The organism is Neptunicella marina (assembly GCF_014270035.1).
GTDB classification, from domain to species: Bacteria; Pseudomonadota; Gammaproteobacteria; order Enterobacterales; family Alteromonadaceae; genus Neptunicella; species Neptunicella marina.
The window spans coordinates 32,205-48,240 of record NZ_JACNEP010000001.1 but is presented as its reverse complement, the minus strand read 5'-3'; the positions used below and the strand labels follow the sequence as shown (position 1 = coordinate 48,240).

The following is a 16,036-nucleotide window of genomic DNA, read 5'->3' as shown; positions in this document are numbered from 1 at the left end:
CTAATGAATGTAGCGAAGGTGGTTGATTCGATATTTTTTCACTGGAATAGTCATGCGTTGCCTGGCTATTCCTGCATCCATAAATACCGAGCCGACAGGTCGAAATCCCTGTTGTTGATAATCAATAATTCCATCTAACTCACATTGCACAGTTACAGCAGAAAACTGATGTTTTCGCGCTATTTTCATTAAGGCATCAAACAATGTTTGATAAACCTGAGTCTGACGACAGCGGCTTACAACGGCAATTCGTCCTACTTCCCCTTTTGGGGTAATTCGGCCGGTTGCGATAGCATTGTGTTTTTCATCCATCACTAAAACATGAAATGATTGCGGATCCTGCTGGTCAAATTCCACTTCTCTGGGTATCCGCCACTCACACACAAACACCTTTTCGCGCAATTGAGTAAGTTTGTCTTTAGCATTCTTCCAGTCGACGCTTTTGGCTCTAAACGTCATACAAATGCTCTCCTGATCCAAGCCGGTCTGAACACCGACATTATTCAGCATAGCCAAAGCCTTAATAAATGCGAGTTAAATTACAATCAAAGTTTTAAGCGATGAAATTCTGAGTTGATTGGTAATTTAGTTGTTAAATTTCCAAAAAATTCGGAGGGGGATTAACCAAAAGAATGATAGCGTGTTGTAAAAAATCCATTAAATGTTTAATGAATTCATTTAATTATTGGCAGTTTTACTTGAATCAGCATGTTTAATCCTCAGTGTTATAGTTAACAGAATAAAAAAGCGGTGTGGAGAATTATGATTTCATTAAGAGATAACCAGCTTATTAAACAAGGCTCTTTTATCAATGGCCAGTGGCACACGGCAGATGAATGTTTTAGTGTCACGAACCCGGTGAACGGAGACGTGATTACTGACGTCGCAAATGCTGGAGTCAGAGACGTTCAGCAAGCGGTTAATTATGCGCAAGCCGTTTTTCCCTCCTGGTCTGGAATGACCGCTGAGAATCGCAGCAAATTGATGCGTCGCTGGTTTGAACTAATGATGCAACATCAGGATGACTTGGCCATAATTCTGACTTCTGAGCAAGGCAAACCGCTCACTGAGGCTAAAGGCGAGATTGCCTATGGCGCATCGTTTATTGAGTGGTTTGCTGAAGAAGCTAAACGAGTTTATGGCGATAGTATTCCGTCAAACGATAACGATAAACGCATTATTGTTATCAAACAGCCTGTTGGTGTCGTCGGCGCAGTAACGCCGTGGAACTTTCCCAATGCCATGATAGCCAGAAAAGCGGCGGCAGCATTGGCCGCTGGTTGCACCTTTGTTGTTCGTCCTGCAACACAAACTCCCTTATCTGCGTTGGCGATGGCTGAACTGGCTAAGCGGGCAGGGATCCCGGATGGTGTGTTTAATGTGGTAACCGGTGATGATGCTAAAGGTATGGGAAAAGTACTTACCGAGCATCCGGATGTGGCTAAATTTACCTTTACCGGATCTACAGAGGTGGGTAAATCACTGATGGCACAATCGGCCAGCACGTTGAAGAAAATCTCTATGGAATTGGGGGGCAATGCGCCTTTTATCGTATTTGATGATGCCGATATAGATGCTGCGGTACAGGGATTAATTGAGTCTAAATACCGTAATGCGGGACAAACTTGTGTGTGTACTAACCGCATTTTTATTCATCGTTCAGTCAAACAAAGCTTCTCTGATAAATTAATGCAAGCGGTCAGCCAATTAACGTTGGGGGATGGCATGGATGACGGTGTGGATATTGGCCCGTTGATTAGCCGTGATGCTTTGCAAAAAGTGTCTAATTTGGTTGAAAAATCGCTGGAGCAAGGCGCGACCGTTTTAATGGGGGGCAATATTAGTGATCGAGGTGGAAATTTTTATGAGCCTACCATTATCGATAACGTGAATAATGATATGGCAATAGCCCGCGAAGAAATTTTTGGTCCTGTGTCGATACTGATTGAATTTGAATCTGAAGAGCAGGTCATTCATCTGGCTAACAATGTTAATGTTGGGCTTGCCGGTTATTTTTACAGTCAAAATATAGCACGTGTTTGGCGCGTGGCTGAAAAACTCGAGTTTGGTATGGTAGGGATTAATACTGGCTTAATTTCCAACGCCAGTGCGCCATTTGGAGGTATCAAACAATCTGGATTTGGGCGGGAGGGGTCCAAATATGGTTTGGATGATTACCTTAATATTAAGTACTTGTGCATGGGCGATATTGAAACTTAAGGCTTATTGGGAGCCGAGCGTATTAACCAGTAGCTTTGCACGGTTCCCATACCTTTTACCTCAATATTTCCACGGGGTTCACAAACAAAACGATGTTTCACCTTGTCATAAGTTTGCTGACTAATTTGAATGCGGTGGCTTTCACCACTGCTCTCAAGTCTTGATGCCATGTTGACCGATTCTCCCCATAAATCGTAGCTGAATTTATTTTTACCGATAACACCAGCAACTACAGGCCCGCTGTTTATGCCAATACGCAAGCCGTTACTTAACTGGTGACTCAGACAAAAGTTGTCAAAACACTGCTGCATTTCCAGTGCACATTCACATACAAGAATAGCGTGTTCATTATCACAATTGGGTACACCGCAAACTGCCATTATTTCATCACCAATGGTTTTTATTTTTTCCAGGCGGAAGCGATCAAGTAGCAGATCAAATTCACTGTATAAATCATTTAACAGTGTCACCAATTGCACCGGGGATTTTTGTCTGCTTAGTTCCGTGAAATTACTAATATCGGCAAACAGTATGGTTGCCTCATCAAAATAATCGGCGACCGGTTGATTGCTTTCTTTTAGTCGGCGAGCAATTGGTGCAGGTAAAATATTGAGAAGTAAGTTTTCCGAGCGCTTACGTTCGTGATTGACTTTTTCGCGGTCAATTTGTGTATTAACTTGAATGTAAAAAGCACACAACATACCGGCAATCACCAGATTGATTAAATTAGTGGTGCTGACTAATTCTACATAACCCAAATCAGCCACTGTGGTGGAGGGATTTAAAAAGCCAAATAAGATCGTAAGCAATCCAAATAAAATGATAATAGAGCGACTGGTGACAGGAGAGTCTGTTTGAAAAATAAAAGGGGTAGCGAAGACGCCTAACAGGAAAAAATAATGCACATTGGCGAGGCTGCCTAAATGTATCGCTGTGACTACTAAATAACTGATATAAACACTAACCAACGCGACGCGAGACGCAAAAGGATGTTTTAAATGGCTAAATACAGGTACCAGAGAACAACACAATATTGCAATCACATTGATAATACATTGAATATTACCACCTTTGTGCCAGAACATTGGCATAAAAGGTAATTGGGCGGTCAGGGTGAGGGCGAAGATTAAGGCAATAATATTGTTGATGCGTGTCGCACTAAAATTTTCGGCATTGCTAAATTGATTACCCGCTTTAACCCAAAGCGAAACTGTCCTTATCATGGTTATCCCTAAAAAGAAAAACAGATGATTTGCCTAAAAGTGTAGTCAAATCATCTGTTTTGTCATATCCGGGATTGTGTTGGGATTAACCTAACAAGTCATCCACAAAAGCGACAGCACGGCCAATATAAGATTGTGGTGTCAGAGTCTTAAGCTCAGCTTTAACTGCATCTGGTAAAGCTAAACCATCGATAAATTCAGCCATGATTTCCTGATTGACTTTTTTACCACGAGTTAGCTCTTTAAGTTTTTCATATGGTTTTTCAATAGCATAGCGACGCATTACTGTCTGGATTGGCTCAGCTAATAACTCCCAGTTGTTATCAAGTTCATCCAACAAACTTTGTTCGTTGATTTGTAACTTGCTGATACCTTTTAGACTGGCCTGATAAGCAATCAGAGCATAACCCACCCCTACACCTAAATTACGCAGAACGGTGGAGTCGGTCAGGTCACGTTGCCAGCGAGAAACCGGTAGTTTAGCCGCAAGGTGACCGAAAATGGCATTCGCCAGTCCCAGATTGCCTTCTGAATTTTCGAAATCAATTGGATTTACTTTATGCGGCATGGTGGAAGAGCCAATTTCACCCGCGATGGTTTTTTGTTTGAAGTGACCTAAAGCAATGTAACCCCAAATATCACGGTCAAAATCAATCAATATTGTGTTAAAGCGGGCAAGTGCATCAAATAATTCTGCAATATAATCATGCGGTTCGATTTGCGTGGTAAATGCATTCCAGTTGATGCCTAAAGAGGTCACAAATTGCTCAGATACCGAATGCCAGTTTACATCCGGGTATGCCGCTAAATGGGCGTTGTAATTACCCACAGCACCATTGATTTTACCCATGATTTTTACATCAGCAATTTGTTCTCGCTGGCGCATTAATCGGACTAATACGTTGGCCAATTCTTTACCCATGGTTGACGGGGTGGCAGGCTGACCATGGGTACGTGCCATCATGGCTACGGTTTTTGTTTCAAGGGCTAAGGACTTGATGGCCGCAATCAATTTATCACAGTAAGGTAAAATAACATGCTCGCGCGCTTCAGTTAACATGAGCGCATGAGATAAATTGTTGATGTCTTCCGAGGTACAAGCAAAGTGAATAAACTCACTTATCGCATTTAATTCATTGTTTGCGGCAACTTTTTCTTTAAGAAAGTATTCAACCGCTTTTACATCGTGATTGGTCGTTGCTTCAATTTCTTTGATGCGTGCCGCATCTTGTTCAGAGAAATTGCTTACAATGCTGTTCAATAATGCATTGGCTGTGTCGGTCAGTGCAGGCACTTCTGCAATATCTGACTGATTAGCCAGTAATTGCAGCCAGCGAACTTCAACTTGTACCCGGTATTTGGTTAAGCCAAATTCACTGAAAATCTCGCGAAGTTCAGATGTTTTGCTCCCGTATCGACCGTCCACCGGTGATATTGCAGTCAGGGCTGAAAGTTGCAACGTTGCTCTCCTCTGTTAAAAGCTTAGGCTGTTAATGTGTTTTAGTGCCCGTTGGGCATTATCGAGAATATTTTGTCGGGCGAACAATATTTGGCGACGTTTGCCACCCAGTTGTCTCCATAGCACTGCCGAACGAATCCCTGCCAAAAGCAAAGCCCGAACCTTATGCTGGTTAAGACTTAACTTTAATTGATTTGGATCACCTGCCACCTGAATTTTAGCCGCTACCGGGCTGATAACTTCGGTATAGACGCTGGCCATATTGGCTAACATTTGTGTATCAAATAAGGTATACAATGATTGCTGGCGTTGTAACTGAACAATGCGTTCACCTAATTCATTCAGGTACTTTTTATTTGAAGCAAGTTTGCGCTCAAGTTGCAATATACCGGCAATATAACGGGTGATTTCCGCATCTTTATTAACCGATTTATTACTTAATTGCCTGGTCAGGGTTTCAAAACCCAGTTTAAGGCCTTTGATCGAGCCATAAACATGTTCGGTTGAATCGGCATCAATCACCACAATCGATTGAATACTGGTTTCAAATGCGACTTCATCAAACGTTTTTTTACGGGCAATTTGTTGAACTAAAGCAGCGGTCTGGCATACACCAGCCAGCGCTAAATGTTTATCTTCAATATTCGGAGTCATCAGCGAATAAAACTCTCTATAATACCGCCACCTAAACAAACCTCGTGCAGATAAAATACTGCAGACTGTCCCGGTGTAACGGCTTTTTGTGGCTCATCGAACATAACAGTCACGGTGCCATCTGAATTGGGTGTTAATAAACAAGGGATGTCTTGTTGGCGATAGCGGGTTTTAACTGCACAGCGCATGGGTTCAGTAATACTTTCGCGATTTACCCAGTGTAACTGATTGGCCAGTAAACCATTTGAGAACAGAGCTGGGTGATCAGCACCTTGTCCCACTACCAAAACATTACGCTGCATATCTTTTCCAACCACGTACCAAGGCGCTTCGCCGTGGTCGCTTAAGCCACCAATGTGTAATCCTTTACGCTGACCTAAAGTATGATACATCAGGCCATCGTGGCGTCCGACGACTTCACCATCTGTGGTTTCTATATCACCTGGCTGAGCCGGTAAAAACTTAGATAAAAAGTCTTTAAATTTGCGTTCGCCAATAAAACAAATACCGGTGCTGTCTTTTTTGTCGTGAGTGATTAAGCCTTGTTGTTCTGCTATTTCGCGTACTTTGGGTTTTTCTAAATGGCCAATGGGGAACAGCGTTTGTGCAACATGCTCATGACTTAATGTATACAGGAAATAACTCTGATCTTTGTTACCGTCCAGACCACGCAGCAATTGCCATTTATCATCAACTAAACGACGTTGCACATAATGACCGGTGGCAATGTAATCGGCACCTAAATCTTCCGATGCAAATTCTAAGAAGGCTTTAAACTTAATTTCCTTGTTACACATAATATCGGGGTTAGGTGTACGTCCTTTTTTGTATTCATCAAGGAAATACTCGAACACATTGTCCCAATATTCTGCAGCAAAATTGATAGTGTGAAGTTCAATGCCCAGTTTATCGGCGACAGCTTGTGCATCGGCTAAGTCTTCAGCCGCCAGGCAATATTCATTGTCATCATCCTCTTCCCAGTTTTTCATAAACAGCCCTTCAACCTGATAACCCTGTTCTTTTAACAGGTAGGCTGAAACGGAAGAATCGACACCGCCGGACATACCGACTATGACTTTAATTTGGCTGTTATCTGACATGATTGAATTTATTGAATTTTCACTGAAATTAAGGGAGGCGCATACTAGCAAAAAAAGTGCGTAAAATCACCTGTAACTACATCAATCCATGTAATTTAAACTTCTATGTAATCACCACTATTGATGCCATCCAGTGTCCAGTTTCCGACACGATAACGGATAAGTCTTAACGTCGGGAAACCAACATGAGCCGTCATACGTCTGACCTGACGGTTTTTACCCTCAGTAATGGTAAGTTCTAACCAACTGGTTGGAATGTTTTTGCGAAAGCGCACGGGGGGATTGCGCGGCCACAGTTCAGGTTCCTGCATGCGTTTGGCTTTGGCGGGTTTGGTCATGCCGTCTTTTAATTCAACACCATTTCGTAGTTGAACTAAGGCCTCATCGCTGATTTCGCCATCTACTTGCACCCAGTATGTTTTACTGGTTTTGTGTTTGGGGTTAGCGAGTTTGTGTTGCAGTTTGCCATTATTGGTTAATACCAACAGGCCTTCGCTGTCTCTGTCTAATCGCCCGGCAGCATATACGCCTGGAATATCAACAAAGTCTTTAAGAGTTTGACGTTGCTGCTCATCGGTAAACTGGCACAATACATCGTAAGGTTTATTAAACAATATGACTTTGGACTCTGGATTGGTTTTGGGCCGTTGAGGCTTTGACATAAATCAGATAACTCTCTTTGAGATATAAAATAATCATTGGCGATTTGCACTTGTAACTGAATTGTTTATTATCCTTCACCAACAATAATCCGGATAATGCTACTATTATCCACACTTTATGTAACTCATTACACCGCAAAGGTGATTTTCAGGAGCTGAATACAAAAATGACAAGCGAAAATAAGCCAGACATTATCTATACCAAAGTTGACGAAGCACCAGAGTTGGCCAGCGGGTCGTTTTTACCCATCATTAAAGCGTTTACCGGTGCTGCCGGTATAAGTGTAGGAACCAAGGATATTTCTTTGGCAGGGCGTATTTTATCTCAGTTCCCTGATTATTTATCTGCGGACCAACAACAGGAAGACGCGTTAGCAGAGCTGGGCAAACTGGTAACTGAAGCCGACGCCAACGTCATTAAATTACCAAACATCTCTGCATCTCAACCTCAGCTGGACGCAGCGATTAAAGAATTGCAATCACAGGGGTATGCCATTCCTGATTACCCATCTGATGTTAAATCCGATGAAGATGCACGGGTAAAAGCCATTTATGAAAAAGTGAAGGGCAGTGCAGTTAACCCCGTTTTGCGTGAAGGTAACTCAGATCGTCGTGCGCCGCTGGCTGTTAAAGAATTTGCTAAAAAGAATCCACATAGCATGGGTGAATGGGTAGCAGATTCCAAAACGCACGTTGCCACCATGCAAGCTAACGATTTCCGTCATAATGAAAAATCAACCACCATTGAAAGCGCAACAACGGCGTCAATTGTGTTAACCACAAAAGATGGCGAGAAAATCGTTTTAAAAGACAAAGTAGCGTTGCAGCAAGGTGAAGTGGTTGATGCAACGGTAATGAATAAAAAAGCCTTGTGTGCTTTTTTGCAAGAGCAAATTCAACAAACAAAAGATCAGGGTATTCTGTTTTCATTACATATGAAAGCCACCATGATGAAAGTGTCTGACCCGATTATTTTCGGTCATACCGTTAAAGTATTTTTTAAGTCTGTCTTTGATAAACATCAGTCAACCTTTGACCAGTTAGGGGTGAATGTTAACAATGGTTTTGGCGATGTAGTGGCAAAAATCGCACAACTACCTGCCGATAAAAAAGCCGAAATAGAAGCAGATATTCAGGCATGTTTGTCTGAGCAACCCGATCTGTATATGGTTAACTCAGATAAAGGCATTACCAATCTGCACGTACCCAGTGATGTGATTATCGATGCCTCTATGCCCGCATTAATTCGTGCTGGCGGTAAAGGTTGGGGGCCAGATGGCAAAGAGGCTGACAGCAAATGTGTTATCCCGGATAGCTCATATGCCGGGGTTTATGATGCAACTATTAAATTCTGTATCAAACATGGCGCATTTAATCCGGCAGAGATGGGGAGCGTTGCCAACGTCGGTTTAATGGCTCAAAAAGCAGAAGAATATGGTTCTCATCCCTACACATTTGAAGCATCTGCGGATGGCGAAATTAGTGTTGTTGATGCTAATGGCAATGTCATTCATCAGCATAGCGTTGAGCAGGGTGATATCTGGCGTATGTGTCAGGCTAAAGATGCGCCAATTCAGGATTGGGTTAAGTTGGCGGTAAATCGTGCCCGTGCAAGCGGTAGCCCGGCTATTTTCTGGTTAGATGAAACTCGCGCGCATGACGCTGAGTTAATTAAAAAGGTAAATGCCTATTTACCAGACCACGACACCAGTGGTTTAGATATTCAGATTATGTCGCCGGTAAAAGCCACTGAGTATTCGCTTGAACGTATTAAAAATGGTCAGGATACCATTTCGGTAACAGGTAACGTTTTACGTGATTACTTAACTGATTTGTTCCCAATTTTAGAAGTGGGTACCTCAGCAAAAATGTTGTCCATTGTGCCATTAATGAACGGTGGTGGATTGTTTGAAACAGGCGCGGGGGGTTCTGCTCCGAAACACGTTCAGCAGTTAATCGAAGAAAACCACCTTCGTTGGGATTCATTAGGTGAATTCTGCGCTTTAGGGGCGTCTTTAGAGCATTTAGCTAATGTGAAGGGTAATAAGCAGGCTGTGGTATTAGCCAACGCATTGGATAAAGCGGTAGGTAAATTGCTGGATGAGAATCAATCACCTTCACGTAAAGTAGGCCAACACGATAACCGTACCAGTCACTTCTACATTGCTTTGTATTGGGCTCAGGAACTGGCTGCACAAAATGAGAGTGCTGAGTTGCAAGCGCATTTTGCGCCAATTGCAAAACAATTAGCAGAAAATGCGCAGACTATTTGGGATGAGATGATGGCGCCTCAGGGGCAGACTGTTGATTTAGGTGGATACTATCACGCTGATGAAGCTCTGGTTGCTAAAGTGATGCGTCCCAGCGAAACCTTTAATGCAATAATGGGTTAATAACCATTTATTAAACAGCAGACATAAAAAAAGCAGATGATCTTATTCATCTGCTTTTTTATTTAACGTTGCAATTATTGCTGTGGTTCAGGCGAAATGTTTGCTGCATGCAAACCTTTAGGGCCCTCTTCAACGTCAAAGTTAACCTCCTGACCTGCTTTCAGTGAACGGTATCCATCCATTTGGATTGTGGAATAATGTGCGAAAACATCCTCACCACCATCATCTGGTACGATAAAACCGAAACCCTTCGCATTGTTGAACCATTTTACTTTGCCAACCGCCATACTTCTGTTTCCTCTGTAATCCCTTGAACTATCTCTATCTTGTCCCAATACTAGTAAGCACGGGTGATGAACCAGTGTAATTGTACAAAAGTTCACTAAAACTGTAGGTTTTTTAACCTAAATGTGTCAAGTCCAATTTAATTATTTTCTAAATTGAAGGGATACAAGGTATAAATAACCTTATGAGGCAAAAAAATTGTTTTGAATAATATGAATGAAATCAGTGGTGTAGATATTAGTCACGATAAACAGCTGGAAGCGGTTAAAAATAAACTGAAACCCCCACCAATGTATAAAGTCATATTAAATAACGATGACTACACCCCAATGGATTTTGTGGTTGACGTGTTGGTACAGTTTTTCCAAATGAATGGTGAGAAAGCGCAGCAGATAATGTTAACCGTGCATTATGAGGGTAAAGCCGTTTGTGGTGTTTATAGTGCAGAAGTGGCCGAAACCAAAGTGATGCAGGTCAATCAATATGCGCGTAAACACCAGCATCCACTTATGTGTACGTTAGAACAGGCTTAATCGTTAAATATGATAACGAAATGCCAAAGTTGGATGCAGACAAGCATTAAATTGTGTACAACACTATATCAATAAGCTGTTTGCTATGCTTAGATTGTACAAACAGAGTATCGAGTCAACCGTTTACGAATGCACTTCGTTGCGCAGTATGAGGATCATGACGAATGTTAAATAAAGATCTGGAACAAACTTTAAATGAAGCTTTTATTTATGCTCGCGAGCATAAACATGAGTTTATGACGGTTGAACATTTATTATTAGCACTGCTTAATAATGCGTCTGCCTGCGAAGCGTTGCAGGCTTGTGGGGCCAATATTCAGAGCATCCGCAATGAATTAGAAGATTTTGTGCGAGATACCACGCCGATTATTCTCGACGATCAGAATAATGATCGTGAAACCCAGCCAACACTTGGCTTCCAGCGTGTTTTGCAACGCGCAGTTTTCCATGTTCAGTCTTCGGGTAAAGAAGAAGTAACTGGTGCGAATGTGTTGGTAGCGATTTTCTCTGAGCAGGAATCGCAGGCTGTTTATATTCTGAAAAAATCAGATGTTACCCGTTTGGATGTAGTGAACTTTATTTCACATGGTGTGGCTAAAAGTGATGAAGACAGGGTGAGTCCGTCTGAGTCTGAACATGAACCTCAGGAAGGTGAAGACAAAACCAGTATTCTGGAACGATATTCAAGTAACCTGAATGAAATGGCCAAGCAGGGCAAGGTCGATCCATTAATCGGGCGTGACCATGAGGTTGAACGTACCATTCAGATATTATGCCGTCGGCGCAAAAATAATCCGTTATTGGTCGGTGAAGCGGGTGTGGGCAAAACGGCAATTGCAGAAGGTTTAGCCTATCGGATAGTTAATGATGATGTGCCTGAGGTAATTGCAGACGCTACCGTTTATTCATTAGATTTAGGTAGTTTATTAGCCGGAACAAAATACCGTGGTGATTTTGAAAAACGCTTAAAAGCCATTTTGCATGAATTGGAAAAAGACAAAAATGCAATTTTGTTTATAGATGAAATCCATACCATTATTGGTGCTGGTGCAGCATCTGGTGGTGTGATGGATGCATCGAACCTGTTAAAGCCTAAGTTGTCCAGTGGTGAATTACGCTGCATTGGATCTACTACCTATCAGGAATACCAGAGTATTTTTGAAAAGGACAGGGCGTTGGCACGTCGTTTCCAGAAAGTCGATATTATTGAACCCAGTGTAGAAGATACCACCAAGATTTTACTGGGGTTAAAGAGTCGCTATGAAGAGCACCACAGTGTGCGATTTACTCGTCAGGCAGTAAAAGCGGCGGCTGAGTTGTCTGCTAAATACATAAACGAACGGCATTTACCTGACAAGGCAATTGATGTGATGGATGAAGCAGGGGCGAGCCAGCGCCTGCTACCAGTATCCAAACGTAAAAAGACGATTAACGTGGGTGATATTGAACAAATCATCGCAAAAATAGCACGTATTCCGGAAAAGTCTGTATCAGCATCTGATAAAGAGGTACTTAAAAATCTTGACCGCCACCTTAAATTAGTGGTGTTTGGTCAGGATAAAGCGATTGATTCACTGACTGATGCAATCCGTTTATCACGTTCTGGTTTGGGCAACGAAAATAAACCTGTCGGGTGTTTTCTGTTTGCCGGACCTACTGGTGTAGGTAAAACTGAGGTGACACAACAGCTGGCAAAAATTATGGGCGTTGAATTACTGCGCTTTGATATGTCTGAATATATGGAACGTCATGCTGTCAGTCGTTTGATAGGGGCACCTCCTGGTTATGTTGGATTCGAACAGGGTGGCATGTTAACAGATGCTGTTATCAAAAACCCTTATTCGGTGGTGTTGTTGGATGAAATTGAAAAAGCCCACAGTGATATTTACAACATCTTATTGCAAGTGATGGATCACGGAACCCTGACGGACAACAATGGCCGTAAAGTAGATTTTCGCAATGTGGTGTTGGTAATGACAACTAATGCAGGTGTGATGGAAACCATTCGCAAATCAATTGGCTTTAAACAGCAGGATCACAGTCATGATGCAATGGGAGAGATCAATAAGGTCTTTTCGCCTGAGTTTAGAAACCGTTTGGATAGTATTGTCTGGTTTAATCATTTGGAAATGGATGTCATTCTGCAGGTTGTCGATAAATTTATTGTTGAGCTGCAAGCGCAACTTGATGCAAAAGGTGTTTCGCTTGAAGTGGCCAGCGATGCAAGAGACTGGTTAGCTGAGCATGGTTATGACAAAGCGATGGGAGCGCGACCAATGGCACGGGTTATTCAGGAAAAACTGAAAAAACCATTAGCAAATGAGCTGTTGTTTGGCGAATTAACCGATGGTGGAAATGTATCTGTGTCTGTTAAAGACAATGAGTTAAACTTTTGCTTTCAACAGCGAGAAGAAAAAGTTAAATAGTTTTTGCTCATGATGAAAGATCAATAAAAAACCCAACCTTGAGTTGGGTTTTTTATTGTTGTAATTCTTAATTATCTGGCGCGATAAATAATGCGACCTTTAGTCAGGTCGTATGGCGTCATTTCAACAGTAACTTTGTCACCGGTCAGGATGCGGATGTAGTTTTTACGCATTTTGCCGGAAATATGCGCAGTAACAACATGACCGTTTTCAAGCTCAACACGAAACATAGTATTTGGAAGTGTATCCTGAACCGTACCTTCCATTTCAATACAATCTTCTTTCGCCATCTAAAATAAATACCTCTGTTTAATAAAATCGACAGTGTGGCTCTGCAATTGCAGTGCAAATATAACACTGTGTAATAAATTCATAAAAATGCCGCGCAGATTTTGCCCAATAAACAAGTAAGAGTAAAGTCAACAGGGCTGTTTTTTTACTATTTCGTACCATTTGTTACCAATAAAGCGCTCATGTGGATAAAAATTCGCCTTATAATTCATTTTATTGCAGTCATCAATTTGATAACCAAGGTACAAATAACGTTTATTATTGAGTCGGCATAACTCAATTTGGGTCAAAATAGAAAAAATTCCTAGTGAGCGATATGCGAGTTCAGGTGCATAAAATGTATATAAAGCCGACAAACCAGAATCCACTTCATCAATAACGGCGACAGCAACTAAATCGTTTTGAATTCGGAATTCGATAAATTGTTGATGTGTCCAGCTTTGTCCTAAAAAGCTTTCATATTGCTCTTTTGACGGTGGATACATGCTGCCATCAGTATGACGTTCAGAAATATAGTCGAAATAAAGCGAGTAATATTCTGGTTTGTTCTCGGCCGAAAGCAGAACTTCGACATCTCTATTTTTATTACTAATGCGGCGTTGGCTGGATGACGGGATAAAACGCTCTACAGGTAATCGTAGAGACTGGCAGGCATGACACTCTGTACAATGAGGTCGATATAGTTGTTCTGCACTGCGTCTGAATCCTGACTGGATAAGTAAATCATAGGCGAGACTACTATCCATTTCTGGCTCGACTAATACCGCCAGTCGTTCCTGTTGACCGGGTAAATAGGCACATTCAACTGTCTGCGTGATGCCAAACTTCATTAATTTAGCTAAGTTCCTTAGGTTGCCATATATCGTTTGTGTATCGGGGTGTTTTATTTTGAGCTTGATTCAGTTTACTAATAAAATAGTCGCGTGCAACGCCTTTAACACCCAGGCTAGACAAATGTGGGTTAACCAGCTGACAATCGATAAAAGCAAAATCATGTTGTTTTAACCATTGCACCAGATAGTAAGTGGCAATTTTGGAGCAGTCTGTTTCTATATGAAACATCGACTCGCCACAAAACACATTATTTAAACCTACGCCATATAAACCGCCAACTAATTGTTGTTGGTTCCATACTTCAATCGAGTGGGCATGACCTTGTTGATGCAAACTGATGTAGGCATCCATCATTTCATCTGTGATCCATGTGCCATGCATAGCATCATTTCTTGGAACATTGGCACAGGCTTTAATCACATGTTCAAACGCCTGATTCAATGTCACACGGTAACGTTGTTGTCGAATTTTTTTGGCCAGACTTTTTGAACATTTAAAATCAGCTAATTCCAGAATGCCTCTTTCAGACGGGCTCCACCATAAAATAGGAGAATCATCACTGTACCAGGGAAAAATCCCTTTAGAGTAAGCGGTTAATAAACGTTGATTTGACAAGTCACCGCCATAAGCAAGTAAACCATCAGGCTCAGGTAACGCTGAATCGACGTCAGGAAAAGACAAATTATGTTGGGAAAGTTGAAATAAATGTTGGGCCATAGATAAAAAAGGCCTCTAATAAAGAGGCCTTATGTTGCTTTATAAAGCGTCCAGATATTTTTCGGCATCAAGTGCAGCCATACAGCCAGTCCCGGCTGAAGTAATGGCCTGGCGGTAAATATGATCAGACACATCGCCTGCGGCAAATACGCCTTCTACGCTGGTTTGTGTTGCGTTTCCTTCGGTACCGCTTTGTACCTTAATATAGCCGTCTTTCATGTCCAGCTGGCCTTCAAATATACTGGTATTAGGTTGGTGACCAATGGCAACAAACAGACCCATAATATCGATTTCTTCAGTTTTATCTGAATCAGTGTCCTTAATACGAACTTTAGTGACACCCATTTCATCACCCAGCACTTCGTCCAGAGTACGGTTTAGGTGCAGTGTGACGTTGCCATTTTGGGCTTTTTCCATTAAGCGGTCAGCCAGAATTTTTTCGCTACGGAAACTATCACGACGATGAATAACGTGCACTTCAGATGCGATATTTGATAAATAAAGCGCTTCTTCAACTGCTGTATTACCACCACCAATCACAGCGACTTTTTGATTTCGATAGAAAAAGCCGTCACAGGTTGCACAGGCAGATACACCTTTGCCCATAAAGGCTTGTTCACTTTCAAGACCAAGATATTTGGCAGATGCCCCTGTTGCAATAATTAGCGCATCACAAGTGTAAGTACCATTATCACCGGTTAAAGTGAAAGGACGTTTGCTTAAATCGGTTTTATTAATGTGATCGAAAATAATTTCGGTATTGAATTTTTCGGCATGTTTTTGCATGCGTACCATTAGATCAGGACCGGTTAAGCCTTCAGGATCTCCTGGCCAGTTCTCTACCTCAGTGGTTGTGGTTAACTGACCACCTTGTTGAATGCCGGTTAACAGAACCGGGTTTAAATTAGCGCGTGCAGCATAAACTGCAGCAGAATAACCAGCAGGGCCAGAGCCTAAAATTAACAGTCGGCAGTGTCTTGTCTCAGACATGAAAAACTCCAGAGTGAATGTGTTCAATTTTGTCATGGGTGACATGACAAAAAGATAAGATTAGCTTCATTATGGGTATGTTATATCGCTTTTCAAGAAGTTGCTTTGTATTAATCGAATGAAATCAACGATTAACTAAAGTTGTTACGTATATACGATTAAAGTCGAATAAAATTTAACACTTTTAAACTGAAATTTGTTAGCGAAATTATCCATAAAGGCGTAATCTTACTATTCAGTCAAGAAGGG

Annotated in this window: 15 protein-coding genes; 4 read left to right on the top strand and 11 right to left on the bottom strand. The window is 41.8% G+C overall.

All coding sequences use genetic code 11. The features are described from left to right. Positions 1-459, bottom strand: coding sequence for a GNAT family N-acetyltransferase (locus tag H8B19_RS00250; protein ID WP_186504774.1), 459 nt, complete (start codon positions 457-459; stop codon positions 1-3). A gap of 303 nt (positions 460-762) precedes the next feature. Here H8B19_RS00250 and H8B19_RS00245 point away from each other — a divergent pair, with 303 nt between their 5' ends. Then, a complete protein-coding gene (locus tag H8B19_RS00245) occupies positions 763-2,220 on the top strand; it encodes an NAD-dependent succinate-semialdehyde dehydrogenase (RefSeq protein WP_186504773.1) in 1,458 nt (485 codons plus the stop codon). Here H8B19_RS00245 and H8B19_RS00240 read toward each other — a convergent pair. The 5 genes from H8B19_RS00240 to H8B19_RS00220 form a co-directional block, all read right to left on the bottom strand. After that, entirely contained in the window at positions 2,217-3,443 is a 1,227-nt protein-coding gene (locus H8B19_RS00240) for an adenylate/guanylate cyclase domain-containing protein (protein ID WP_186504772.1), read from the bottom strand. The two genes, H8B19_RS00245 and H8B19_RS00240, sit on opposite strands and share 4 nt — an antisense overlap. Before the next feature lie 85 nt (positions 3,444-3,528). Next, on the bottom strand, positions 3,529-4,902 hold the full coding sequence (gene purB, locus H8B19_RS00235; protein WP_186504771.1) for an adenylosuccinate lyase: 1,374 nt from the start codon (positions 4,900-4,902) through the stop codon (positions 3,529-3,531). A 15-nt stretch (positions 4,903-4,917) separates the two neighbouring features. Continuing rightward, positions 4,918-5,556, bottom strand: coding sequence for a high frequency lysogenization protein HflD (gene hflD, locus H8B19_RS00230; protein ID WP_186504770.1), 639 nt, complete (start codon positions 5,554-5,556; stop codon positions 4,918-4,920). Further along, positions 5,556-6,668 (bottom strand): tRNA 2-thiouridine(34) synthase MnmA, encoded by a 1,113-nt coding sequence (gene mnmA, locus H8B19_RS00225; protein WP_338401479.1) that lies wholly within the window; start codon positions 6,666-6,668, stop codon positions 5,556-5,558. Before mnmA ends, hflD begins: the two co-directional genes overlap by 1 nt. An 83-nt stretch (positions 6,669-6,751) precedes the next feature. Then, positions 6,752-7,318: an rRNA large subunit pseudouridine synthase E gene (locus H8B19_RS00220; RefSeq protein WP_186504768.1), complete on the bottom strand. Its 567-nt coding sequence runs from the start codon at positions 7,316-7,318 to the stop codon at positions 6,752-6,754. Between the two features lie 167 nt (positions 7,319-7,485). On the opposite strand from H8B19_RS00220, the gene H8B19_RS00215 reads away from it, so the two are divergent. Further along, positions 7,486-9,711, top strand: coding sequence for an NADP-dependent isocitrate dehydrogenase (locus H8B19_RS00215; RefSeq protein ID WP_186504767.1), 2,226 nt, complete (start codon positions 7,486-7,488; stop codon positions 9,709-9,711). Positions 9,712-9,785: 74 nt separating this feature from the next. Here H8B19_RS00215 and cspD read toward each other — a convergent pair whose 3' ends face one another. After that, entirely contained in the window at positions 9,786-9,998 is a 213-nt protein-coding gene (gene cspD, locus H8B19_RS00210; RefSeq protein WP_186504766.1) for a cold shock domain-containing protein CspD, read from the bottom strand. Positions 9,999-10,208: 210 nt separating this feature from the next. On the opposite strand from cspD, the gene clpS reads away from it, so the two are divergent. After that, entirely contained in the window at positions 10,209-10,529 is a 321-nt protein-coding gene (gene clpS, locus H8B19_RS00205) for an ATP-dependent Clp protease adapter ClpS (protein WP_186505168.1), read from the top strand. 164 nt (positions 10,530-10,693) lie between these two features. Continuing rightward, complete coding sequence (clpA, locus tag H8B19_RS00200; RefSeq protein WP_186504765.1) at positions 10,694-12,955, top strand: ATP-dependent Clp protease ATP-binding subunit ClpA; 2,262 nt, start codon at positions 10,694-10,696, stop codon at positions 12,953-12,955. Between the two features lie 71 nt (positions 12,956-13,026). On the opposite strand, the gene infA is transcribed toward clpA, so the two are convergent. The 4 genes from infA to trxB form a co-directional block, all read right to left on the bottom strand. Continuing rightward, positions 13,027-13,245 carry a translation initiation factor IF-1 gene (gene infA / locus H8B19_RS00195; RefSeq protein ID WP_013784390.1) on the bottom strand — a complete coding sequence of 73 codons (219 nt, stop codon included), beginning with the start codon at positions 13,243-13,245 and terminating at the stop codon, positions 13,027-13,029. Between the two features lie 129 nt (positions 13,246-13,374). Then, positions 13,375-14,076, bottom strand: coding sequence for an arginyltransferase (locus H8B19_RS00190; RefSeq protein ID WP_186504764.1), 702 nt, complete (start codon positions 14,074-14,076; stop codon positions 13,375-13,377). 4 nt (positions 14,077-14,080) lie between these two features. Beyond that, positions 14,081-14,797, bottom strand: a complete 717-nt coding sequence (gene aat, locus H8B19_RS00185) for a leucyl/phenylalanyl-tRNA--protein transferase (RefSeq protein ID WP_186504763.1) — start codon at positions 14,795-14,797, stop codon at positions 14,081-14,083. A 39-nt stretch (positions 14,798-14,836) separates the two neighbouring features. Next, on the bottom strand, positions 14,837-15,787 hold the full coding sequence (gene trxB / locus H8B19_RS00180) for a thioredoxin-disulfide reductase (protein WP_186504762.1): 951 nt from the start codon (positions 15,785-15,787) through the stop codon (positions 14,837-14,839). Positions 15,788-16,036: the final 249 nt, after the last annotated feature.